Here is a 22,244-nt window from a genome sequence, read left to right on the forward strand (position 1 = left end):
TGGTTTTGGCGCTACGCCAGCGAAGTCATAGACTTGTCGCCAGCGCTTCCATCCAGATCGCGACCGCTGCTGCACCACCGTCTTGGGTGCCGAGAGCTCTTTCGCCGAGATAGCTCGCGCGGCCGAGTTTCGGTACCATATCCGCCGTGCGGCGGGCGCCTTCGGCTGCGGCTGCGGCCGCCTGCTTCCAGGCTTCGGCGGCGGGCACCTTGATGCCGGCTGCCTCGAGCGCTCTTAAGGCCGGGTCGAGTGCATCGAGCATGGTGCGGTCGCCCGGCTTTGCTCCACCGATCTCGCTAATGGCAGCGATACCGATCGCGAGGGCGGTGCGAAAATCTTCAGGCGAGAAGCGATTACTCTCGCCGAGATGGCGCCCAGCTCGCGTCAACGCGATCGCATAGAAAGGCCCGGAGCTTCCGGCGATCGCCCGTCGCAGCGCATTGCCGATTGCGACCAGAGCGTTGGCGGGGTTGATCCAGGCGCTTTCGGGGAGTGCGCGAATGGCTTCGGCGCCACGAAGCATGCTCGCGCCGAGATCGCCGTCGCCGGCCTTGCTGTCGAGTTCGGTCAGATGGGTTTCGGACACTTCCAGCGCATCACAGACGGCAAAGCCGATGCGGCGCAAGTCGTGAGGGGCGAACCGGCCCGCATCGCCGAGCGGGGCTTCGTTCTCCGGTATGTTCGGCACCCGCACGATATGGGGTGCTTCCGAGATCGCGCCGCCCCGCGGCCATGCGGTTGCAGATGTCTCGGCATCCAGCAGTTCGATATCGCCCTCATTCAGATCCAGGAGTGAAATCGAGCAACCCGGCATTTCGAGCGCCGTCAGGAAATTGCCGCTCCATGCTCGTTCGATCCCGAGGCCACGCGAACGCAGCGATGCGATCGCGCAACGGGCGACGACTGCCAGCTCCATGGGCGGCGTTGCTCCGAGACCATTGATGAGCAATGCGACCCTTGAGCCTGAAGCAAGCTGCATGTCCGTGACGATTTGACCGATGATCCTGTCCGTGATGGCGTCTGCGGGTAGATGCTTCGTGCGCTCGACGCCCTTTTCGCCGTGGATGCCGAGGCCAAGTTCGATTTCATCATCGGCCAGCGTGAAACCGGCCTTGCCGGCGGCCGGTACGATGCAGGCGCCGAGCGCAACGCCCATCGTGCCGAGGCGCGATGCCGCCGACTGAGCGATGGCGGCAACCTCCTTCAGGCTCTTTCCGCTCGCTGCGGCTGCGCCCGCGATCTTGTGGACCAGCACCGTTCCGGCGATGCCGCGGCGGCGGTCGCGCGGTACGAGACCGGAAAGTGCCACATCATCCGCCACGACGACAAGCTCGGTCGGGATACCCTCGATGGCGGCGAGTTCTCCGGCAAGGCCGAAATTCAAGCGGTCGCCGGTATAGTTCTTCACGATCAGAAGTGCGCCTGCTGGGCCGGCACTGGCGCGGATGGCAGCAAGCACGGCGTCGACGCTCGGCGAGGTGAAGACTTCGCCGGTAACGGCCGCAGTCAACATGCCAGGTCCGACATATCCGGCATGGGCCGGCTCATGTCCGGCACCGCCACCCGAGATCAGGGCGACCGGCCGGTCCGCGATCACGGGCAGGTCGGCGCGCAGCACGACATTCTCCTTGTCGAGCAGCGCAAGGCCGGGTGCGAGAGCGACAATGCCCTCCAGCATTTCCCGCACCACGTCAGCGGGTCGATTGATGAGCTTCTTCATTGTCCTTCATCCTATTGCTGCTTGCACAGAAACGCTTCCAGTCGCTTCGCGCCTTCCTCGATGAGCGCAGGATCAACGGCAAAACACACACGCGGGAATTCTTTCCCGCCCGGCCCGAAAGCCGAGCCGGGTGCGATCCCCGCGCCTGCCTCCTCCAGGATCCTGCGCGCCATATCATAGTCACTATTCATGCCGTGAATGGAGAAGAAGAAATAAAAACTTCCGCCAGGCCAAAAGACGCGCACATTCGGCAGTCTATCGAGTGTCGAGCAGATGATTTCGCGCCCGCGCGTCGATCGAGCGATGCACACGGCTTTGCTGATCGCTATTGTGCCAGCATATCCGTGAGCGCATGCCGCATGGATTCGCTCGAAATGCCGAAGAGACCGCCATAGGGAAGATCAAGATCCAGAATGACAAACATGACGCTTGCCACCGACACGATGGCGACGGCGACGATGGAACCCGTGAGCGGGTTTCTGGGAGCTTGAAGACCAAAGCTTAGGAATACCAGCATGAGCCAGAAGATCAGGACACCGAGAAAGGGTGCTGAAAGCGCGCCGTGCGCGTCCTCGATCACGGTCCATCGCGCTGCCAGGAGATTGCCGAAGAGCTGATTGCAACGGGTCACGAGCAGATGATGCAAGGCATCGGTTGGCTGCTCGCGGGCGATGCCGAGACCGATATTGTTGAGAATTGCTCCAAGAGCAGGCGCTTCGCCAGTCAAAGGCAATTTTGATATGTCAGGATATGTCACCTCTGTTGGAACTGGCTCACCCGGCCATGTGCTGGCGATGACGGCGGTTGTGTAGCTGCGCAGAAGTCGTCGCTCATTATCCAATGCCGGTCCGTAATTCCTCAGACAGCGGTCCATCTCTGCCAGACTTGCGGCGTAGCGGTTGCGATCGTGAGACGCCGTTGTGAATGCGTTCAGTTCCGATGCCAGAAGCAAGCTCATGACGAGGGCGGCAAAAGTGACAAGAAGGGCTGTGACGACGCGGAGGAAGTCTATCGTCTCGTTGCCGCGATGTGGGGCAGGTAATCTCGCACGCAATATCGAACCGGCCGCGGCACTAAACACTAGGAGAACAAACAAAGCCAGCGTCCACACCGCTTCGCGCTGCATCGAAAAATGCTCCTGCTGCATGGCCGTTGATTATGTCATGTATCTCGAGAAAGCGGGAGGATAAAAGCTCCGTGATCTTTCATGGGTGTTCGCTTGGCCCGGCAACCCGGTATCCTTTGCAGCTGGGCAGCTTTGAATCAGCTATCGTATGCAAGTCGGCAGAATGGATCAGGTGCATACCGCGATGCAAACGGACAGCCAGATCAAGGCGACCCCCAATGCCAATGCGCGCCTGGCTCCGACAACTTTCTCGGCCTCTTCTTCCGCTACGGGCGTCGTTACGATCCAGGGCACGGAACCGAGAGCCGCAAATCCGATAATGGCCAAGGCCACAACGAAATAATCGGATATGCGCCAGGGCCCTTGGTCATACACTCCCCAGTAGCCCAGAAAGGCCATTCCCACCGCAAACATCGTCGCGGACGCGGAGCAAAGCCCCGTAACGGAGCCCGCAGGTGCTCGCAACTTGCTTTTTTCCGGTGTTGACCCGTTCATAACGCCATATCCACGACGGCAAGTCGCCTTTCCGCATATATGTCAGGAATTGAGCGCGACGTGAAGCGATTGAAATCACCAACGGCCAGATTGCAGAATGGCGCTGGTCGTGTTCGATCTCCGACCTGCAGTTCGTGTACAGCGACTTCGGGAGCCTGCATCATTTCAGGCCCCTTCCACTCTTTATCTCTTCACACCTTATCCGGATCGGGAGTGAGCGGTGGGTGCGGGCGGGACGTCGGCGCCCGCACCCTTCTCCTCGGCCGGTCTCTTGGTCCGGAGGAGGGACAGTACAAAGACGAAAAAGACCGGGACGAAGAAGACGGCAAGGACCGTCGCGGAAATCATGCCGCCGAGGACGCCGGTGCCGATCGCGTTCTGGCTGGCGGCACTGGGACCCGTTGCAATCGCCAGCGGCACGACGCCGAGCGTGAAGGCAAGCGATGTCATCGCGATCGGGCGGAAGCGGACTCGGGCTGCCTCGGTCGCCGAGTCCAATAGGGACTTGCCATGTGCGTAATAATCCCTTGCGAACTCGACGATCAGGATGGCGTTCTTCGCCGACAGACCAATGATCGCAATAAGTCCGACCTTGAAATAAAGATCGTTCGGCATGTCGCGCAGCATCGCCGCCAGCACGCAGCCGATAATGCCGAGCGGCACGACGAGCATGACCGATAGCGGGATCGACCAGCTCTCATAGAGGCCTGCCAGCAGCAGGAAGACGAAGAGGATACTGAAGGCGAAGAGGACCGGCGCCTGGTTGCCGGAGGCGATTTCCTCGCGCGACTGGCCGGACCACTCGTAGCCGAAGCCGTCGGGAAGTTCGGATGCGAGGCGTTCCATCTCGGCAATGGCGGCCCCCGAGGACTTGCCGGCTGCTGCTTCCCCGGTAATGCGGATCGTCGGAAAGCCATTGTAGCCGACGATCTGCGGATCGCCCTTGCGCCAGTCAGCGGTCGCAAACGACGAGAGCGGCACCATTCCGCCGGTGGTGTTGCGGACGTTCAGCTTCATCAGGTCTTCAACCTGCATGCGGCTGCGGCCGTCAGCCTGCACGATGACCTGCTGCATGCGGCCCGCGTTCGGATAGTCATTGATATAGGAAGAGCCGAGGTTCGCGGTGATCGCATCGTTGATGTCGGTGAAGCCGACGCCGAAGGTGTTCGCCTTCTCGCGGTCGATCGCAAGGATGATCTGCGCCGCTTCCTGCATGCCCTCGACGCGGACGTTGGTCACCGCACTGCTCTTGGCCGCTTTTGCCATCAGCTCTTCCGCCGCTTGCTTGAGCGCTTTCTGTCCGCGCCCGGCGCGGTCCTGTAGCCTGAAGGAGAAACCGTTCGTCGTGCCGAAACCTTCTATTGGCGGCGGCGAAAGGGCATAGGAGGTAGCATCCTTCAATCCGGCGAGCTGTGCGTTGACGCGCGCAGCGATTTCCGGCACCGAACTGCCCGCAGGCCGGACGGCCCAGTCCTTGAGCGTCACGAAGGCGATGGCCGAGTTCGGGCCATTTCCGGAGAAGCTGAAACCCTGGACGGCAAAGACGTTTTCAACGGCCGGTTCGGCCTTGAAAATCGCCTCGATCTGCTTCAGCGACGCGATCGTACGGTTGGCGCTCGCCTCCGTCGGTCCCTGGATGTCGACGATCAGGATGCCCTGGTCTTCTTCCGGCACGAAGGAGCCGGGCAGGTTGACGAAGAGGTAGCCGAGGCCGATGACGAGCGCGAGATAGACGCCCATCATGCGTCCTGACCGGCGTGCAAGGCCGGCCGTGGTCCTGGCGTAGCCCGCCGTCATTCCGTCGAACTTGCGATTGAACCAGCCGCCGAGACCTTTCTTCTCATGGTGATTTCCGTCGATCGGCTTCAGGAAAGTGGCACAGAGCGCCGGCGTCAGCGACAGCGCCAGGAAGGCAGAGAACATGATCGAGACGACCATGGTCAGCGAGAACTGGCGGTAGATGATGCCGGAAGCACCTGGGAAGAATGCCATCGGAATGAAGACGCAGGACAGCACCAGCGTGATGCCGAGGATGGCGCCGGTGATCTGCTTCATTGCCTTCTGCGTCGCGACTTTCGGCGGCAAACCCTCTTCGGCCATGATGCGCTCGACATTCTCGACCACGACGATCGCATCGTCGACAAGGATACCGATCGCCAGAACCATGGCAAACATCGTCAATACGTTGATGGAGAACCCCGTCACATACATGATGGCGCAGGTTCCGAGCAGTGCGACAGGCACGACGAGCGTCGGGATGAGCGTATAGCGGAAATTCTGCAGGAAGACGAACATCACGATGAAGACAAGGACGATCGCCTCGATCAGCGTGTGCACGACCTTCTCGATCGAAGCATTGACGAAGGGGCTGGTGTCATAGGGTATCGAATACTCGACGCCCTTCGGGAAGAACTTTGACAGCTCGTCCATCTTCGCCTTGACGGCCCCCGAGACGGCGACGGCGTTGCCGGTCGAGGAAAGCTGGATGGCAAGGCCGGCGCTCGGATTGCCGTTGAGCCGGCTTGCGGTCGAATAGGTTTCCGCGCCATCCTCGACTCGGGCGACGTCGCGCAGGCGCACGGTCGAGCCATCGGGATTGGCACGGAGGATGATGTCACCGAATTGCTTCGCACTGTTGAGTTGGCCTTCGACGATCACGGTCGCGGTCAGATCCTGGCTGACCGGATTGGGCGCGGCTCCGATCTGACCGGCTGCGACCTGCGCGTTCTGGGCGGCGATCGCCGCGCTGATGTCGGCCGCCGTCAGATGGAGGCCGACCATCTTGTCCGGGTCGATCCAGACGCGCAGTGCCCGCTGCGAGGCGAAAACCTGAGCCCGGCCGACGCCCGGCAAACGACGCAGCTCTCCGAGGACATTGCGGTTGATGTAGTCGCCGAGCGCGATCTCATCCATCTTGCCGTCGGTCGAGGTCAGGGCCGCGATCAGCAGGAAGCCGGCGCTGGCTTCCTCGACCTGAATGCCTTGCGTGCGGACCGTCTGCGGCAGCCGCGCCTCGATGCGTCGCACCGCATTTTGCACGTCGACGGTCGCCTTGCCGATATCTGTGCCGGAGACGAAGGTGGCGTTGATGCTCACCGAGCCGGAATTGTCGGAGGTCGATTCGAAATAGGCGATGCCATGGACGCCGTTCAGCTCCTCCTCGATCAGCCGGGTCACGCCCTGATAGATTTCCTGCGGGGAGGCGCCGGGGTAGGAGGCGGAAATGGAGAGCTGCGGCGGAGCGACGGCGGGATATTGTGCGACCGGCAATAGGGGGATCGTAATGATGCCCGCGATCATGATGAAGAGTGCAAAGACCCATGCGAGGACGGGTCGCCTGATAAAGAACTGTGCCATGATTTGGTTACTTTGCGGCCTGGTCTGAGGTGTTCGGCTCGGCATTTTGCGGTGTCCATGGTTCGGCGACGACCTTGCCACCGGGCGTGACCTTCTGGACCCCGTCGGCAATGATGGTTTCGCCGTCGTTCAGGCCGGAAACAACGATCCACTCGGTGCTCAGAGATGCGCCGAGAACGATGGTGCGCACCTGCGCCGTTTGGTCGGCGGCGACCACGAGAATCTGAGGGTTGCCTTGGGCGTCCCTCATCACCGCCCTTTGCGGAATGGTGATGCCGCTCTTCTGGACTGCCTGCTCGATGCGCACGCGGACATACATGCCCGGCAGGAGATCGCCATCGGGATTGGGAAATTCCGCACGCAATGTGACCTGTCCCGTGTTGGGGTCCACATTCGCGTTCGAAAACAGGAGCTTGCCTGGCTTGGAATAGCTCTTTCCACCGTCGAACACGAGCTCGACGGATGCCTGCCCGGGTGCCGGGCTCTGCAGCTTGCCTTCGCTGACGGCACGCTTCAGCGCCAAGAGGTCCTGCGCGGATTGTGTGAAATCGGCATAGACCGGATCGATCTGCTGGATGAGCGCGAGGTTGGATGCGCCCTCGGCTGTCACGAGCGTTCCCTCGGTCACCAGAGCGCCGCCGATGATGCCGGTGATGGGCGCTCTGACCTTAGTATAGTCCAGATTGATTTCAGCTTCGTCGAGGGCGGCTTGCTGAGCCGCGACATCGGCGTCGGCCTGTGCAAGATTGACGGCGGCTGTATCATAGTCGACGGCGGTCGAGACGTTGCGCTCACGGAGCGAGCGCTGCCGCTCAAGTTGCTGCCTGGCATTGGCCTGTACGGCTTTGGCTTTCTGCAAGGCCGCCTTGGCGCTCGCCACCCGCACCTGAAACAGCTTCGGATCGATCCGGTAGAGGACGTCGCCCTGATGCACCAGGCTGCCCTGTTGAAAAACGCGCTCCTGGAGAATGCCTGAGACCCGAGCACGCACTTCGGAGATCCTTGTCGCGGCGATGCGTCCGGGGAGCTCGCTCATGACGGGTACCGGATGCGCCTTGATTTCCAGGACGCCGACCGCGGGCGGGGGCATTTCGCCGCTCTCCTGGGCACCAGCGTGGCTGGAAACCAGCACAAGCATTGCCATTGCCGCCAATATCGCCTTCCCGCAAGGCAGTTCGAATGCAGATCGCATAGATGTATTCCCAATTGACCGTGGAGCGAGGAGATCGCCGCTCCGCGTCCCGACGAGGTGAACCCATTCGAAAGGGGCCGCTTCAACGCCGCGCGCGAATGGCACTTTCGTCCGAGCCTAAGCAAACATTGGGATTGTTGGCCTTCGGTCGACGTTTTGTGGAGGTTTTATGGAGGAGGGCGGAGGAATGTTGACGCGCGGGCCCTGTCTGACGTTTCTATCCGGTAAAGGAGCCTTGGATGGAAAATGCACTGATATTGATCGTCGAGGACGAGCCGGAGATCTCCGATATTCTCGAACGCTATTTTGAGCGCGAGGGGTTTCGCGTGCTGACGGCCTCGGATGGCGAGATCGGGCTTTCCCATCACCAGCGGCTGCGGCCCGATCTCGTCGTCCTCGACGTCAAGCTGCCGAAACTCGACGGCCATACCGTGCTTGCCACCATCCGCCAAAGAGGCGATACGCCTGTCATCATGGTCACGGCGCTTGCCGACGATCTCGACAAGCTGCATGGGTTGCGTTCCGGCGCCGACGACTATGTGGTGAAGCCGTTTAACCCGGTCGAGGTGGTCGCCCGGGCGCGGGCGGTTTTGCGGCGGGCGATGGGAAGTGCTGCGAACAAGGTGCTGCGCGTCGGCAGGCTTGCAATCGATCCGATCGCGCACATGGCTGTCGTCGAAAATGGCGAAAGCCGCATGCCGCTGAACCTCACCCGAACCGAATTCCGCATCCTCGAATATATGGCGGGGTTCCCGAACAGGGCTTTCGAACGTGGCGAGATCGTCGATGCCTGCCTTCCCGAAGGTGATGCACTCGACCGCACCGTGGACAGCCACATGAGCAAACTTCGCCGCAAGCTCGATGCCGCCGGTGTCGGCGACCTCCTCAATGGTGTCCGGGGAGTGGGTTACCGCCTTGGCGATTTCGGTTAGCAACAGCCTTAACAGGCAGATCATCTGGTCGACGACGATCGTCGCCTTCGTCGCCCTGTCGGTGATGTTTTTCGGGTTCCTGATCTACGGCTATGTCTACGAATGGCTGTTCAATGACTCCGCTCCGCCGGACGATTGGGCCGTCAGCGATTTCGTCGTGCTCGGCATCAACGTGGCGATCGGCCAGGCCGTCGGCGCTTATGTCGGATGGCGGCTCGCCAGGCGCCTGGTCAAGCCCTTGACGGCCGTGACCGAGGCTGCCCGCCTCATTGCGGATGGAGACTTTGCAGGCCGGGCGACGGGCGAAGGCAATTTCGGCGAAGCGGACCGCCTGATCAACGATTTCAACCGGATGGCGGAAGAGCTGCAAAGAGCGGAAAAGGAGCTCCAATATTCGAATTCGGCTATCGCGCATGAATTGCGCACGCCGCTGACGATCTTGCGCGGCCGCATGCAGGGGCTGGCGGATGGGGTGTTCGAGCCAAGCCAGGAGGTATTCCGCGGATTGATCGGTCATATCGATGCGCTGACCCGCATCGTCGACGATCTGAAGACGCTTTCGCTAATGAATGCCGGGCGCATGGAGCTGCAGCAATCGCGTTTCGACGTTAGTGAAGAAATCGGAGACATAATCGATTCCGTTGGGCCCTCGCTTGCCAGCCTCAGCATCAGGGTCGAAACCGACTTGCAGAAGATGGTTGTGATTGCCGACCGGGCGCGTATCCGGCAGGCGGTGCTTGCGCTCATCGACAATGTCGCACGCTATGCTCCGGGCTCGACGCTGCGTGTAGCCTCACAGGAGGCCAGCAGCCTGTGCGTCATTATGGTTTCCGATGACGGCCCCGGCATGACGGCTGCGGAAAGCGAACGGGCCTTCGAGCGGTTCTGGAGGGCCGACGATGCGAGAACGCGAAGAGGCGGTGGGTCAGGCCTCGGTCTTGCCGTTGTGAAGGCGATCGCCGAGGCGCATGGCGGCCATGCCACGATCGACAGCCGCAAAGGCGGAGGCACGACCGTCGTGCTGACTATCCCGCGCTGCTGAGATCGTGTGGATGGCGGCAAACAACTGTTCCAGGGCATTGCGACATTCTCATGCGCTGAGAATTCGCCGCAACACTTCTGCCAATTCGGTTGTGCCCCGGCGGATTTCACCCACATCTTTTTCAACGTCTATTCGGCCCGCATTATGGGCGGTATAAAGTTCAACCAGGAGTCGCCCATAGTCTTCGGAAAGCCCCGCCCGCATGAGTGCGGCCTGCCACTCGGTCTCGGGAAGCGGCTGGGCAAGGACATCGCGACCGGTCAGCGAACCAATGGCTGCCGCAACATCGTTCGGCGTATAGCGCCGAGGGCCTTCGGCATGAACAATCCTTAGAGCGACGCCCTGCTTTTCCAGAAGCAGTTCGGCAGCAATCGAGCCCACGTCATGGGCGGAGATCGTCGGAAGAAGCTTGGTCAGCGGATGGTAGAAGCTCGGCAATCGGCCGCTCTCTGCCGCTACCTTTGCCAGACGCGCCCAGTTTTCCATGTGTTCGGCCGACCGCAGCAGGATAAGTCTTCTGGCCTCCAGCTGACGCAGCCGCGCTTCGAGGGCGTGGAAGATTAAGGTGACGCCGGTGCCAGAGCTATGCTGCGCGCCATAGTCGGAGATGGCGAGAATGGTTTGCGGTTTGGCAGCTGCCAGGGCCTCGCCAAGGCAATCGACCAGTCGTCTCATGCGGGAATTTGCCTGCGGGGCGCGAACATCGACCGGGCAGATGATCTGGACGGCGCTTGCCCCTTCGAATGCTGATGTCAGCGCCCGATGGTCATGCACATCGGCAACGGCGATCTCGCAGCCGAGATCCGAAAAAGCCTGTGCTTTCGATCCATCGCGCAGAATTGCGCGGACGGGAACGTTGGCCTCGCGCAGGGCGGCGATAGTCGTGCGGCCAACCTTGCCGGTGGCGCCCAGAATTGCATGCATTGCATCTTCTCCTGTCGATTTTCCTGCAGCCTAGCCAAGTATGCTCGCCGCATCGCACAGGTCCGGATGGTCAATTGCAGGTTCGGACGACAATCGAAGTCATGAATGCATCCGGCTCAGCATGCCGGGGGTGAGGCCGAGGATGCGCCGCATCCAGTGCGTCATGTGGCTCTGATGGGCAAACCCCGTCGCCAAAGCGATTTCAGCGAGCGCCATGTCGGTAGAGAGAATGAGCAATCTTGCGCGCTCGACCCGGCGTGTCAGCACATAGTGATGAACCGGCATGCCGAAAGTGGCGCGAAAGAGTGGCTTCAAATGCGATACGCTGAGGCCGACCGTCGCGGCGAGATCGGCAAGAGACAGCGACCGATCGATATGGGCTTCGATAAAATCCACCAGGCGTCGCTGATGGCGGTTTGTCAAAGTGGCCCCTGTCGCGGCTGTCCCGACCGAAGTCTGTTCGCTGCCTTCCACAAGACGGATCGCCAGCGCCAATCCCAGCGCTTCCGCATAGGTTCTGTCCGACGCAACGGACGACTCGATTTCGGCCTTGATCGCCCAGGCGATCGATTCGAGCCGGGGATCCCGAAGCTGGAATTTCGGCGCCAGAGAAACGGTATCCGGATTTCTGCCGAGTGCTTCCGCGGCCGATTGAAGGAGTTCGTGCTGGATATTCAGGCGCAGAATAGTGCAGTCCTCGTCATCCTCCCACCAGCCATCCAGCCCGGCAGGAACGATGTCGATATCGCCATGCGCCTGACGACGCCGGTGCTGGCGGCCGTCGCATTCACAAAAAGCATTCACGGCCCGCCCGAAATGAATGCCGAGCCGATGCGTCTGCGATCCCGGCACATGGGTGCGGCCAGCTTGAATAAGAAGGAGGTTCGCCTCCAAGCCTTTCCAGCCACGATCTTTGCTGGAGAGAAGCGTCGTGGCGGCACTGTTGAACTGGTCCATGATTGCGCGCTTCTGCCAAATCTATCGCCCGGATTGGAGGCGACCTCGATCAGAGGATTATACGGAGACCGGCGTCTCGGGTCGAGCCAATCTTCCCTGGTGTGCCATAGCCTCAAGATGTAGATCGTCGACTGTTGAAGTTCGTAGCGTATCTCGTAGTGGCCGATGAGAAGCCGCCGGACCTCGCGTGGCTCGAATTCGAACAGCCTTTCTCCAATTCGCGGATTGGCCAGCAGAACGGTCGGCGCCTTGGTCAGAAACTGCACTGGGCGAACAGCCGCCGGCTTGTTAACAGCGGTCAGAAATTCATGCAGGCGAGTGAAGCCGGATAGCGCCTTGCTGGTCCATTTTGCTTCCATCAGGGTGGGGCCGGCAATGGATCGTCAGTGCTTAAACTATCGACCCATGCCTGCACGGCCTGATGGTCGATCACATTGCCATCGTCGACGTCGGAGAGAGCTTCGCGGGTCAGACGCTCGCGCTCTTCCTCCTGGTCGAGCCACGCGGTCAGAGCCTGCTTCATGATCCAGCCGCGGGAACGCTCGAGCCTCTCGGCCATCAAATCGAGTTTTTCGGCCAGCGAAAGCGGTACATGCGCAGTCAAGACTTTGGTCGCCGAGTTTGCCACACGATCATCCTTTCTGAGAGGGCTCCAGATCTTGGAATGAACGGGCAAAGGACGCGGCCTACTTATGAACCCGCGTCCAACACTGCCAGTCGAACGTCACTTCCAGCTCGTATAGTCCGAGGCAGTGCAGCCGAAGGGGGCGCGTTGATCACCGAAGCGCTTCTTCAACTGATCGCAGCCCCAGCGGTTGAGAGGCGCCGGCATCATATTGTTGAGGTCCATGGCGGGCGAGGTGAACTGCGAGCCGGCGCTGGTCACATACCAGACCCAGTAGCCGAAAATACCGGCGATGAAGAGAAGTATGATCAGGAAAACCCTGCCGAGCCGCGTCATGATGGACGGCCCTTTCTTCCCTTGAGCAATGAGTTCCGGCGGCTGGCCGCCAAGTTCTGCCGTCAGCGGCGCGAGAATGCTTGCGCGTTCTTCCGCCGTCATGTCGATCCGCTCCAGTCGGCTATCCAAAAGCACCGGGAGAGCCGTATTTCCGTGCCAGACGGCGAGCGCCACGGCCTTGCCGTCCTTTGCACCGACGACCAGAGGTTCCTGTCCTGGCTGGAAGTTCGTATGGGCCGCTCGTCCGGTTTTTCTTCCGGCGATCTTGTCGGTATAGGTCACCGTCAGCCGCTTGCCTCGGCGCTGGAAGGCTGTGATTTCCACCGGGACCGGCTCGAGCTGTGCAGCCGTGTGCAGTTGCCCGCGGACACGCCAGACACGCAGGATCTGGAAAATCATCGCGATGCAGGCGCCGCCAAGAAGGGCGACGAAGACGGCAAGCGTTATGATCCGGTTCCAGAGCATATCCAGCCCGAGGCTGAGGGTCGCCAAGTCCGGATGGTCGCCGGAGATGACGAGGTCCGTGTCATAGTCACCGGCGTGGATGTCGACGAACATGATCTCGACATCCCTGTCGTAGGTCTGGCCATTGTAGGCGTAGTTGAGGCGCGCCTCGCAGGTTGTGAAGAAGCCCTTCCGGGTCGAGCATTTTCCATCGCGGATATCGCCGTTGACGAGCTTGACGGGATTTTGGCTGATCGTCCAATCCCTCAATATGCCCGGCGCTTCGGAAATAGCCATGAAAACGGTCAGGCCGATCAGGATCGGCAGCGAGAAATAGACGGCCTTCGGCATTGTAATAAGGCTTTGAGCAAGCCTCAGGGCTCTTTCGGGAAGTTTGATCGTCGGGAATGTCATTGTTCTGCCCTGAAACTCCGAATGGTTGCGTAGACAGCCGCAAGGCGAGGAGCGAAGCATATGCTTCGCAAAATCCTGGGGGTATTTGGCGCCCACAGCTGAAGCGCGAGGAAATAGACACTCAACCCGTCAGCTCAATACCCGGTTGTAGGCCATTCGACGATTTCATGGTGATGCCCACAGCAAACCTGCATGGGTGTGACTTTTTTGTACCGCAACTTTGACCGGTGCAGGCGAGCCCGTTTAAAGCGCGTCGCGATCTTTCAGATTTGCTTCTCGCGCTCGAGATTTTTGATCTCGGGCATATAGTTGTGACGCCGAATGAACTGATCGAGCGACTGGAGCGCTACAGCGGTATCGCGTTAAAGAAGGCTTTTGCCATTCCGGATTTCGACCGCGAGATCAAGTGGCACCCCAAATATGCCCGGCAGAACGGTATTCACGTTTCCCGACCTTCATGATCGACGGGCTGGTGCAGGCCGATATGAGCAGCGGCGATGATGTCGAAGCCTGGGTGTTTCCACCTCGTGAAAGAGAGAGGGCAAGGCGCCGATGTCCCCACCTCGGCGCCTTGCCCCTTTTAGGTTGCCCTCAATCTTCTACGTTCGGCAGCAGGATCGTCAAAAGTCCGATCAGCGGCAGGAAGGCGCAAAGCTCGAAGACGAACTCGATGCTGGTGTGGTCGGCTAGGACGCCGAGCGCTGCGGCTCCGATGCCGCCCATGCCGAAGGCGAAGCCGAAGAACAGGCCGGACACCATGCCGACGCGGCCGGGCAGCAATTCCTGCGCGTAGACGACGATCGCGGAAAAGGCCGATGCAATGACCGTGCCGATGATCGCGCTGAGGATGATCGTCGTTTCGAGATTGGCGTGAGGCAAGACGATGGTGAAGGGCAGGATGCCAAGGATGGAGGCCCAGATAACTTTCTTTCGGCCGATGCGGTCGCCCACGGGGCCGCCGACTATCGTGCCGACGGCGACCGCGGCGAAGAATACGAACTGGCAGAGCTGAGCCGTTCGTTCCGTCACGCCGAACCGAGCCATCAGATAGAAATTATAGTAGCTGGTGAAGCTTGCCAGATAGAAATATTTCGAAAAGATCAACGCGATCAGGACGGCGATGGCAAGACCGACGCGGGCACGTGACAGGCTCAGCGCCTTATGAGGCTTGCCGGATTTTGCCGGGGCGCGCAGATGGCTGCCATTCAGCTGATACCAGCGGCCGAGGCCGCCGAGAATAAGAATGCCGGCAAAAGCCAGGCTCGCAAGCGCCGCCATTCCATGCTGACCATGCGGCAGGATGAAGAAAGCTGCGAGCAGCGGGCCGAGTGAGGTGCCGAAATTGCCGCCGACCTGGAACAGGGACTGGGCGAAGCCGTGCTTTCCGCCCGATGCCAGGCGGGCGATGCGAGATGCTTCCGGATGGAAGATCGAGGAGCCGAAGCCGAGCAGTATCGCGCCCATCAATAGTGTTGGGTAATTGGGCGCCAAGCCGAGCGTGATCATGCCGGCGCAGCTGCAGATCATGCCGAACGGCAACGAATAGGGCTGAGGCCGTCCGTCCGTGTACCAGCCGACGAAGGGTTGGAGGATCGAGGCCGTGATCTGGTAGACGAATGTCAGCACGCCGAGCTGAGCGAAGCTCAAGTCAAAGCCGGTCTTGAGCACCGGATAGCTTGCCGGCAGCAATGCCTGCGTGACGTCGTTGATGAAATGGCCGAGGCTCGCCACCATAATGACTGGATATATCGTCGTAGCCGCACGGGGCGGATTCATCACCTGGCTCATGACCGTCACTTTTCAATGTTCTGTCGCGCTGATATTAGAAAACAAAATTGCCCGCTACCGCGACAGGGCGTAATTCTTACGAGACTGGGCCAGAATGGTCAGGAACAGCCGCATAGATCCGTTCATCGATGTCGATCGTCCCCTCATTGCCCTCGGCAATGAATATGGCGACGGCCACCGCGTCGAACCGCATCAGCATCGCCGTGCCCAACTGCTCTACGGTTTTTCCGGCGTAGTGGTCGTGACCACGCCTGACGGCACGCTCGTCATGCCGCCGGAGCGTGGTATGTGGATCCCTCCGGGTGTGATCCATAGCGTGCGCATGCTCGGCAAGGTCAGCATGCGCAGTCTCTATATTGAGCCGGAAGCGATCAAGACGATGCCGGATCACTGTCAGGTGGTCGAAATCTCGCCCTTGCTGCGCACGCTTATTGCCGAAGCCGTCGATATTCCGGTGGATTACGACGTCAATGATCGGGCCGGCGCTTTGATGGCATTGCTTCTGCACGAACTGGCAAGGTTGAGGCCGCTGCCATTGTCCCTGCCGATCCCGCGCAACAGCGCGCTGGCTCAGAAATGCCAGGATTTCCTCAGGCGGCCGGCAACGCATGATACGATCGATCTGTGGGCCAGCCACATGCGCATGAGCCGTCGCGCATTTACCCGCATGTTTCGCCTGGAGACGGGGCTGAGTTTCGTCAAATGGCGCGAGCAGGCCTGCCTGCATGCCGCGCTTCCGCGGCTTGTTGCCGGCGTGCCAGTGACGACGATCGCGATTGACCTTGGCTACAAGAACCCGGCCGCCTTCACGACCATGTTCAAGCGCGCCTTCGGTTATTCGCCACGCGAAATGGCGCGCCAGCACGCGGGACGCGACTCCGCTGTTGCAAGCCCCGGCCATGAACATCATGTCGCGTCGAGATAGGGCTTCAATGGCATGTCGTCGTGCCTGGGCACCGTCTGCCGTTCGATCATGTGGTGGATGACGGGCGGGCGGTCGCCGCGATGCAATCTGTCTAGGTGTTCGGCGACCTCGACGTCGGCATGCGTCTGGCGTTGGCTGTGGCGAACATAATCGATCCAGGTCGGCAGATGGTAGCTTTCCGTCCAGGTGTTCGGTTTTTCCAGATCGCGTAACAGCGACCATTGCTTTGCCCCGTCGCGGATTCTCATCCGGCGACGCTGGGCCATGACGGCTAGAAATTCCGCCACATCCTCCTGATCGATGTCGTAGTCCACCATGACCAGGATGGGGCCGCTTCTGGAACGCAGGTCGAGCTGCAGTTGTGGTTCGCTGAAGGTGTTCGTCGGATCGAGATTGAGGGATTCGAAATCCGGCTGGCGCAGCAGCAGGCCAAGCAGGCCGCCTATTGCCAGGCCGACGCTTGCGATGAAAAGCGCGCCCGTGACGCCGTGAGCGTCCGCCAGTTCGCCCCAGAGCCAGCTTCCGACCGCCATGCCGCCAAAGGTGGCGGTCTGATAGAGCGACAGAGCGCGGCCGACCACCCAGCGCGGCGTGGAGAGCTGAACCGTGACATTGAAGAGCGAGAAGGCCTGCACCCAGGCGACGCCGGCCGGCATGAGAATAAGACAGCTCAGCCATACCTGGTTGCTTAGCGCAAGCAACAAGCAGCTCACCGCCAATGTGAAGAAGGCACCGCGGATCACCCATTCATTGCTCAGTATATCGCGGATGCGGCCGATCAGCATCGCGCCGCAGATGGCACCGAAGCCGAAGAAGCCGAGCATGATGCCGTAGGTGATCGCCGTGCCGTGGACATGATCGCGCGCAACGAGAGGCAGGAGCGCCAGGATAACGATTGCCGTCAAGCCGAAGACGAAGCTGCGGCACATGACCTTGAGAAGGTTCGGCGACATCAGCACATAGCGAAAGCCTGCCGACATGGCACTGCCGAACGGCTCGCGCGGCAGCGTATCGCGGGCGGGCGCGGTCTTCCAGCGCCATAGGGTGATGATGAGGGCGAAGTAACAGAAGACATTGAAGAGGAACGCAAAGGCGGCACCGGCCGCCGCGACGATGACGCCGCCAATGGCAGGCCCGATGCTGCGCATCAGGTTGTAGCTCATACTGTTCAGCGCGACCGCACCCGGCAGGTGCTCGCGTGGCACGACATCGCCCATCGACGCCTGCCACGACGGATTGTGAAGCGCGCCGCCGCAGCCGATCAGGAAGGTGAAGCAGAGCAAAAGCCACGGGGTCAGCGCATTGCTGTAAGACAAGATCGCCAGCGTCGCCGAGACCGAGAGCATCAGCGTCTGCGCAATCAGCATGATCCGCCTGCGGTCGTAATTGTCAGCCAGCGCTCCGGCCGCAAGCGAGAAGATCATGACGGGCAGGGTGGTGGAGGACTGAACGAGTGCCACCATGCCATGTGATGTCGCAAGGCTGGTCATCAGCCACGCGGCACCGACGCCTTCGACCAATCCGCCGAGATTGGAAATGAGCGTTGCCGACCAGAGAGAGCGGAAAGTCTTCGACTGGAACGCGACGAGCGGAGAGGGTCTATTGGGCATGTCGGCTTTTCTTCGCAGGATTATCTCGATCGGCGATGCAGCGAGCTCGCTCAAAGCGTGTGCGCAGCCGAGTCGAAATCGAGCCTATAGTGATTTGCTAACTTTCGAAACGATTTTGGAATAATATTCTCGCCAATAAAGGCGGAATTCAGCAGTTGCATGAGGGAAGCCTCGGACTGCAAAAGCTGCAAAGCACGATTTTCACTCGAGCAACGCGCCAATTCGATCGGGGTCGGGAGAAACGAAGATGATCGCGGCCTTCCCGGAAACATCCTTCGCAGAAACAAATCCGTTTTCGCCGAACTGATCTGGAAAACGGCTGTCGACAGAATTGTGCCTGTTGTCGCCCAGCACGAAATAATGACCAACGGGTACTTCGAATGGACCTGCTTCGTCCTGGCCGGCGACCGCTTGATCCGTCATCGAGGTTCTGTAGCGTCGTCCTTCCGGGGTCGTCTCCTCAAGAATTCTAGCCGTCTTGCCGAAGAGATCCGTCATAGTGCGATCCGTCGGCGCCACCGCGAAGGCCTTGCCGTCGACGAAAACCGTGCCGTCGCGCAATTCCACTTTTTCACTGGGAAGGCCGATCAGCCGCTTGACGTACAAGACCGCCTTATCCGGAGAGGCGTAGTGCCCGCTGGAAAAGACGATGATGTCGCCGCGCTTGGGCGCGGTGTCTCTATAGGGCTTCATCATCAAGACTTCTTTTTCCTGGATGCTCGGCGCCATGGAAGATGCAGGCATCGTTCGCATGGACATGCCGCAGAAATCGCGCCGGAATCCGGCAGCGTCGCAATCAGCTGGAGCCACAGCCGATAGAGCTCTGGCTGCCTTACCCGCCAGCTCCTGCATCTCGGCCGGATCTGTCTTCCACAGACCAGCCTTCGCAAGAAGAAGCGGATAGGCTGGGCCGATAAATCGCATGAACTCTTGTTCGCGCGCATCATCGACCGCTATAGCTTCTCCCGCGATGAGGAGAGCCGACAATCCTGCTACCAGCACACTACCGCGAAAAGAGAAACTCACATTGTCCTCGCAAGTCACGAACCGAACATGAAGCGTCAAGATTGCGCATGGGGCGGCAAAGGCAAGGGTGAAATGATATCGAGCGCGCGCTCACCAGCGTAGTTTCGAAAATGACAATCCATTCGGAGGCAGTGAAGGTGCCGCCGGCCTTGCCAAACCTGCAATCGATCGATGCTGCACGATCAACACAAAGGAATTGCTGCTACCCGCCTTCCAATCCAATTGGGTAGCTCACCTAAATCTACGGTAGATGCTAATATTCTAATTACCGGTCTGAATGCCACCCTCGGGCCGGACAGTGCAGCGTCCGACGACTGCCCCCATCCTTTGTCGTCGGACGCACCCTTCAGTATTGGCATCAGCTTTGAACGGCAGGTCGCTTTCCGCTAGGACGTGTCACTCACCCCTCAGGTCAATGTCGCGCAGTCGGCGATGGGCTAGTATTGCCCGTCCGCAGAATCAGCGTCTGCAGCCTTCTCAGAACTTTTGTCTCTGCCAGGTTTGGGGCTTCGACCGTTTGGGGCTCCGCTGGTATCGCTGTTCTTCCGGTTGATCATGGCGCGGAATTCTGCTTCCGGGACAGGCGGGCTGAAGTAATAGCCCTGGCTCTCCGAGCAACCGGCCTTGATGACCATGTCGAGCTGGGTCTGCGTCTCGACGCCCTCCGCCGTGGTCAGCATCTGGAGATTGCGACCGAGCGTAGCGATGGACTGGACGATGGCAAAGCTGTCGGGCCGGTTTTCCAGATCGCGCACGAAACTGCGATCGATTTTCAACTTATCGAAGGGGAAGCGCTGCAGATAGTTCAGCGAAGAATAGCCGGTGCCGAAATCGTCAAGCGCGACGGTCAAGCCAAGCGAACGCAACCGGTTCAGGACCTCGATGTTCGCGGCATTGTCCCGCAAGAGTACCGACTCGGTGATTTCCAGTTCCAGCCGCCGCGCATCGAATTCGGTAAATTCCAGCACGTTCTTGACCATATCGACCAGATCCGCCTGACGGAACTGAACCGGAGAGAGGTTGACTGAGACGCGCACGTCCTCGGGCCAGTTAAGGGCATCTTCGCATGCCTGTTGCAGCACCCATTTGCCGAGCGTGTCGATGAAGCCGGTTTCCTCTGCCAGCGGGATGAATTCGGCCGGCGGGATTAGCCCGCGCTCTGGATGGCGCCAGCGCACCAGTGCCTCACTGGCAACGATCTTGCGGGTCTTGTGCGAAATCTGCGGTTGATAGTGAACCTCGAATTGCCCAAGCTTGATGCCGTGACGCATATCGGCCTCCAGAATGCGCCGGTTCTGGAGATCCTCTTCCATCTGCGGGGAGAAGATGCGGTAGACTCCCTTACCGTCGGCCTTGGCCTGGTATAGTGCCAAGTCGGCATTCTTCATCAGCTGGCCGGTATCACCGCCAGCGCGCGGTGCGACTGCGATGCCGATGCAGGTGCTGACAACGATCTCGTTGCCATCGATGCGGTAAGGCCGGCTGATGCTGGCAATGAGGCGCTCCGACAGATCGCGGGCACTGTCGAGTGTGGAATCCAGACACCGGTGCAGCACGGCAAATTCATCGCCGCCCAATCGCGCCACGATGTCATGTTGTGATGCGGTGTTGCGCAGCCGCCTGGCGACCTTGCGCAGCAACACGTCGCCGACAGGGTGGCCCAGCGTGTCGTTGACTTCCTTGAAGCGATCGAGATCGAGATAGAGTATGGTGAATAATTGGCCGCCGGCCGCCAATCCGCGCAATGCGTGACCGACGCTTTCCCAGAATAGCAATCGATTGGGCATGTCGGTCAGCGCGTCGTGATGAGCCATATGCACCACACGATCCTGCGCGCGATGACGCTCGCTGACATCCTCGAAAGTGCAAACCCAGCCGCCTTCACCCGTAGGCTCGTGCGATACGGCCAGCACCATGCCGTTCGCGAGATGATGGATATGGTCGCTGAGCACGGCGATGTCGTTCCGGACACGAGCCTTATCGCCGACAATGCCGCGCGGCCCCGTGGTTGACAATCCAGGAGGCAGCAATTCGGGCGCGATGAGATCAGCCAAGGGAGTGCCTATCCGAGCCCGGACTTCGTCCAGACCGAACAGCGCCAGGAAACGGGGATTATGAACGATGACGCGATATTGGTCGTCGAGCAGGCAGAGACCGAGCGACATGGCCTCCATTGCAGCATCGAACCGGGCATTCTGGATCGCCAGGGTCTGCTCCTTGGCCTGCAGGATCTTCTGCGCCCGGCCCAGAAGGCCATTGTGAATGAGCAGCAGCAGAATCAGCAGGCAACCGCCGATGAGCATGCCGACGGTGACCCAGGTCAGGGCCAATTGCAGCCCGAGGAGACCGCGCCGATCTTCGGCAATGCGCGCCGAGTACCACATGTTGCTGTCGCTGGAGAGCCGCGCCAGCTTCGGATAGATCGGCTCCAGAATCGCCAGGATCCGCGCCGGCGTACCGGGCACTGAAAGCTGGCTAAGCAGTGGCCGGGTCTGGTTGAGCGCCTCTTCGAGGTCGTCGAGGGTCTCGCCGATATGCGGGTTGGATTGTACGAACTTCTCGACCCCGTTCGACCGAAGGGTCTTGAGGCGATTGACGACGATATCGAAGCGCAGCCTGACTTCGTGGGCATCGACCTGGCCATCGTTCATGCCGATGGCACTGACGCGCTGTTCGAGCCTGGTGAACTCACTCGGAGCTTGGGCTATCGTCCAGGTGATATTGCCCAAGCCGACATCTTGTAGTGCGGTCTGGCGCTGGAAGACCAAGGCGGAAATATAGATCGCCGAGGTGATGAAACCCAGGATCACAATGATCAGCGCTGTGCGGAGGTAGCGCATGCGGTCCGGGGCTATTTCACGGAGATTGCCTTGACCTGCCAGACAGCACGACCGTGATAGGGCTGTCCCTGCAGGATGGGGTTGCTGTCGAATGGATACATCACAAAGAACGGGCCCTGATCGTCGATAGGCATGTATGCCCCATTGCGCTTGACGGCGAGGATCGTGCCGAACTTGGTGAAATCGCTGGTCGGGATATCGACGCTATAATCATTGAGGGCAATGACCGTGGCCGTCGCACCTTGGGCCTTGGCCTTTTCAAGCAACAGCGCCATCGGCACGCCTTCGAAGTTGACGACACCGGCATTCCAGGGCGTCGAAGTCTTGATCGACACGAGGCCCATCGCCTCAAGCTGATTGCGATCGAACGTCACCGAGCCCGAGGAACCGGTAATCGTCACCGACGGCACGTCCTGTGCCAGGGCGGGCGCGACGAACGCAGCAAGGACTGCAAAAATAATTGAGGCAAGAAGACGCATTGAGGGTCCGAT

At 60.2% G+C, this 22,244-nt stretch carries 17 protein-coding genes and 2 pseudogenes; 4 read left to right on the forward strand and 15 right to left on the reverse strand.

All coding sequences use genetic code 11. The features are described 5' to 3' along the window. Window positions 1-25: 25 nt before the first annotated feature. The 5 genes from PH562_RS00470 to PH562_RS00490 all read right to left on the reverse strand — a co-directional run bounded on the left by PH562_RS00470 (window position 26) and on the right by PH562_RS00490 (window position 7,890). Window positions 26-1,720, reverse strand: a complete 1,695-nt coding sequence (locus tag PH562_RS00470) for a dihydroxyacetone kinase family protein (protein WP_285170858.1) — start codon at window positions 1,718-1,720, stop codon at window positions 26-28. A gap of 325 nt (window positions 1,721-2,045) precedes the next feature. Continuing rightward, window positions 2,046-2,846, reverse strand: coding sequence for a bestrophin-like domain (locus tag PH562_RS00475; protein WP_285170859.1), 801 nt, complete (start codon window positions 2,844-2,846; stop codon window positions 2,046-2,048). A 168-nt stretch (window positions 2,847-3,014) separates the two neighbouring features. Beyond that, complete coding sequence (locus PH562_RS00480; protein ID WP_095438722.1) at window positions 3,015-3,341, reverse strand: hypothetical protein; 327 nt, start codon at window positions 3,339-3,341, stop codon at window positions 3,015-3,017. 198 nt (window positions 3,342-3,539) lie between these two features. Beyond that, window positions 3,540-6,698, reverse strand: a complete 3,159-nt coding sequence (locus tag PH562_RS00485) for an efflux RND transporter permease subunit (RefSeq protein ID WP_285170862.1) — start codon at window positions 6,696-6,698, stop codon at window positions 3,540-3,542. Window positions 6,699-6,705: 7 nt separating this feature from the next. Beyond that, window positions 6,706-7,890 carry an efflux RND transporter periplasmic adaptor subunit gene (locus tag PH562_RS00490; protein WP_483315300.1) on the reverse strand — a complete coding sequence of 395 codons (1,185 nt, stop codon included), beginning with the start codon at window positions 7,888-7,890 and terminating at the stop codon, window positions 6,706-6,708. Window positions 7,891-8,129: 239 nt separating this feature from the next. Between PH562_RS00490 and PH562_RS00495 the strand changes: the two genes are divergently transcribed. After that, complete coding sequence (locus PH562_RS00495; RefSeq protein WP_285170863.1) at window positions 8,130-8,822, forward strand: response regulator; 693 nt, start codon at window positions 8,130-8,132, stop codon at window positions 8,820-8,822. Then, entirely contained in the window at window positions 8,806-9,864 is a 1,059-nt protein-coding gene (locus PH562_RS00500; protein WP_285170864.1) for a sensor histidine kinase, read from the forward strand. The genes PH562_RS00495 and PH562_RS00500 overlap by 17 nt, the downstream gene beginning before the upstream one ends. 48 nt (window positions 9,865-9,912) lie before the next feature. Here PH562_RS00500 and PH562_RS00505 read toward each other — a convergent pair whose 3' ends face one another. The 5 genes and pseudogenes from PH562_RS00505 to PH562_RS00525 all read right to left on the reverse strand — a co-directional run bounded on the left by PH562_RS00505 (window position 9,913) and on the right by PH562_RS00525 (window position 13,564). Next, window positions 9,913-10,788 carry an NmrA family NAD(P)-binding protein gene (locus PH562_RS00505; RefSeq protein WP_285170865.1) on the reverse strand — a complete coding sequence of 292 codons (876 nt, stop codon included), beginning with the start codon at window positions 10,786-10,788 and terminating at the stop codon, window positions 9,913-9,915. 99 nt (window positions 10,789-10,887) lie between these two features. Continuing rightward, window positions 10,888-11,745 carry an AraC family transcriptional regulator gene (locus PH562_RS00510; protein WP_285170867.1) on the reverse strand — a complete coding sequence of 286 codons (858 nt, stop codon included), beginning with the start codon at window positions 11,743-11,745 and terminating at the stop codon, window positions 10,888-10,890. Between the two features lie 89 nt (window positions 11,746-11,834). Then, window positions 11,835-12,104: pseudogene (locus tag PH562_RS00515) on the reverse strand (type II toxin-antitoxin system RelE/ParE family toxin); the annotation flags it as partial. Continuing rightward, on the reverse strand, window positions 12,104-12,373 hold the full coding sequence (locus PH562_RS00520; RefSeq protein ID WP_285170868.1) for a CopG family ribbon-helix-helix protein: 270 nt from the start codon (window positions 12,371-12,373) through the stop codon (window positions 12,104-12,106). The pseudogene PH562_RS00515 and the gene PH562_RS00520, both read right to left, overlap by 1 nt. A 96-nt stretch (window positions 12,374-12,469) precedes the next feature. After that, entirely contained in the window at window positions 12,470-13,564 is a 1,095-nt protein-coding gene (locus PH562_RS00525) for a hypothetical protein (RefSeq protein ID WP_285170869.1), read from the reverse strand. 311 nt (window positions 13,565-13,875) lie between these two features. Here PH562_RS00525 and PH562_RS00530 point away from each other — a divergent pair. Continuing rightward, window positions 13,876-14,081: pseudogene (locus PH562_RS00530) on the forward strand (thioredoxin); the annotation flags it as partial. Between the two features lie 74 nt (window positions 14,082-14,155). Here PH562_RS00530 and PH562_RS00535 read toward each other — a convergent pair. Further along, the gene (locus PH562_RS00535; RefSeq protein ID WP_285170871.1) at window positions 14,156-15,352 is read right to left on the reverse strand and encodes an MFS transporter; all 1,197 of its coding nucleotides are present in this window, start codon (window positions 15,350-15,352) and stop codon (window positions 14,156-14,158) included. Between the two features lie 94 nt (window positions 15,353-15,446). Here PH562_RS00535 and PH562_RS00540 point away from each other — a divergent pair, with 94 nt between their 5' ends. Next, window positions 15,447-16,277, forward strand: a complete 831-nt coding sequence (locus PH562_RS00540) for an AraC family transcriptional regulator (protein ID WP_285170872.1) — start codon at window positions 15,447-15,449, stop codon at window positions 16,275-16,277. On the opposite strand, the gene PH562_RS00545 is transcribed toward PH562_RS00540, so the two are convergent. The 4 genes from PH562_RS00545 to PH562_RS00560 all read right to left on the reverse strand — a co-directional run bounded on the left by PH562_RS00545 (window position 16,259) and on the right by PH562_RS00560 (window position 22,232). Then, window positions 16,259-17,887 (reverse strand): MFS transporter, encoded by a 1,629-nt coding sequence (locus PH562_RS00545; RefSeq protein ID WP_285170874.1) that lies wholly within the window; start codon window positions 17,885-17,887, stop codon window positions 16,259-16,261. The genes PH562_RS00540 and PH562_RS00545 overlap by 19 nt on opposite strands. Before the next feature lie 201 nt (window positions 17,888-18,088). Continuing rightward, a complete protein-coding gene (gene lepB / locus PH562_RS00550) occupies window positions 18,089-18,913 on the reverse strand; it encodes a signal peptidase I (protein ID WP_285170875.1) in 825 nt (274 codons plus the stop codon). Window positions 18,914-19,350: 437 nt separating this feature from the next. Further along, window positions 19,351-21,753 (reverse strand): putative bifunctional diguanylate cyclase/phosphodiesterase, encoded by a 2,403-nt coding sequence (locus PH562_RS00555; RefSeq protein ID WP_113232511.1) that lies wholly within the window; start codon window positions 21,751-21,753, stop codon window positions 19,351-19,353. 11 nt (window positions 21,754-21,764) lie between these two features. After that, window positions 21,765-22,232 carry a putative pterin-binding protein gene (locus PH562_RS00560; protein ID WP_285170877.1) on the reverse strand — a complete coding sequence of 156 codons (468 nt, stop codon included), beginning with the start codon at window positions 22,230-22,232 and terminating at the stop codon, window positions 21,765-21,767. Window positions 22,233-22,244 lie beyond the last annotated feature (12 nt).

This window comes from Rhizobium centroccidentale (assembly GCF_030182565.1).
Taxonomy (GTDB): Bacteria; Pseudomonadota; Alphaproteobacteria; order Rhizobiales; family Rhizobiaceae; genus Rhizobium.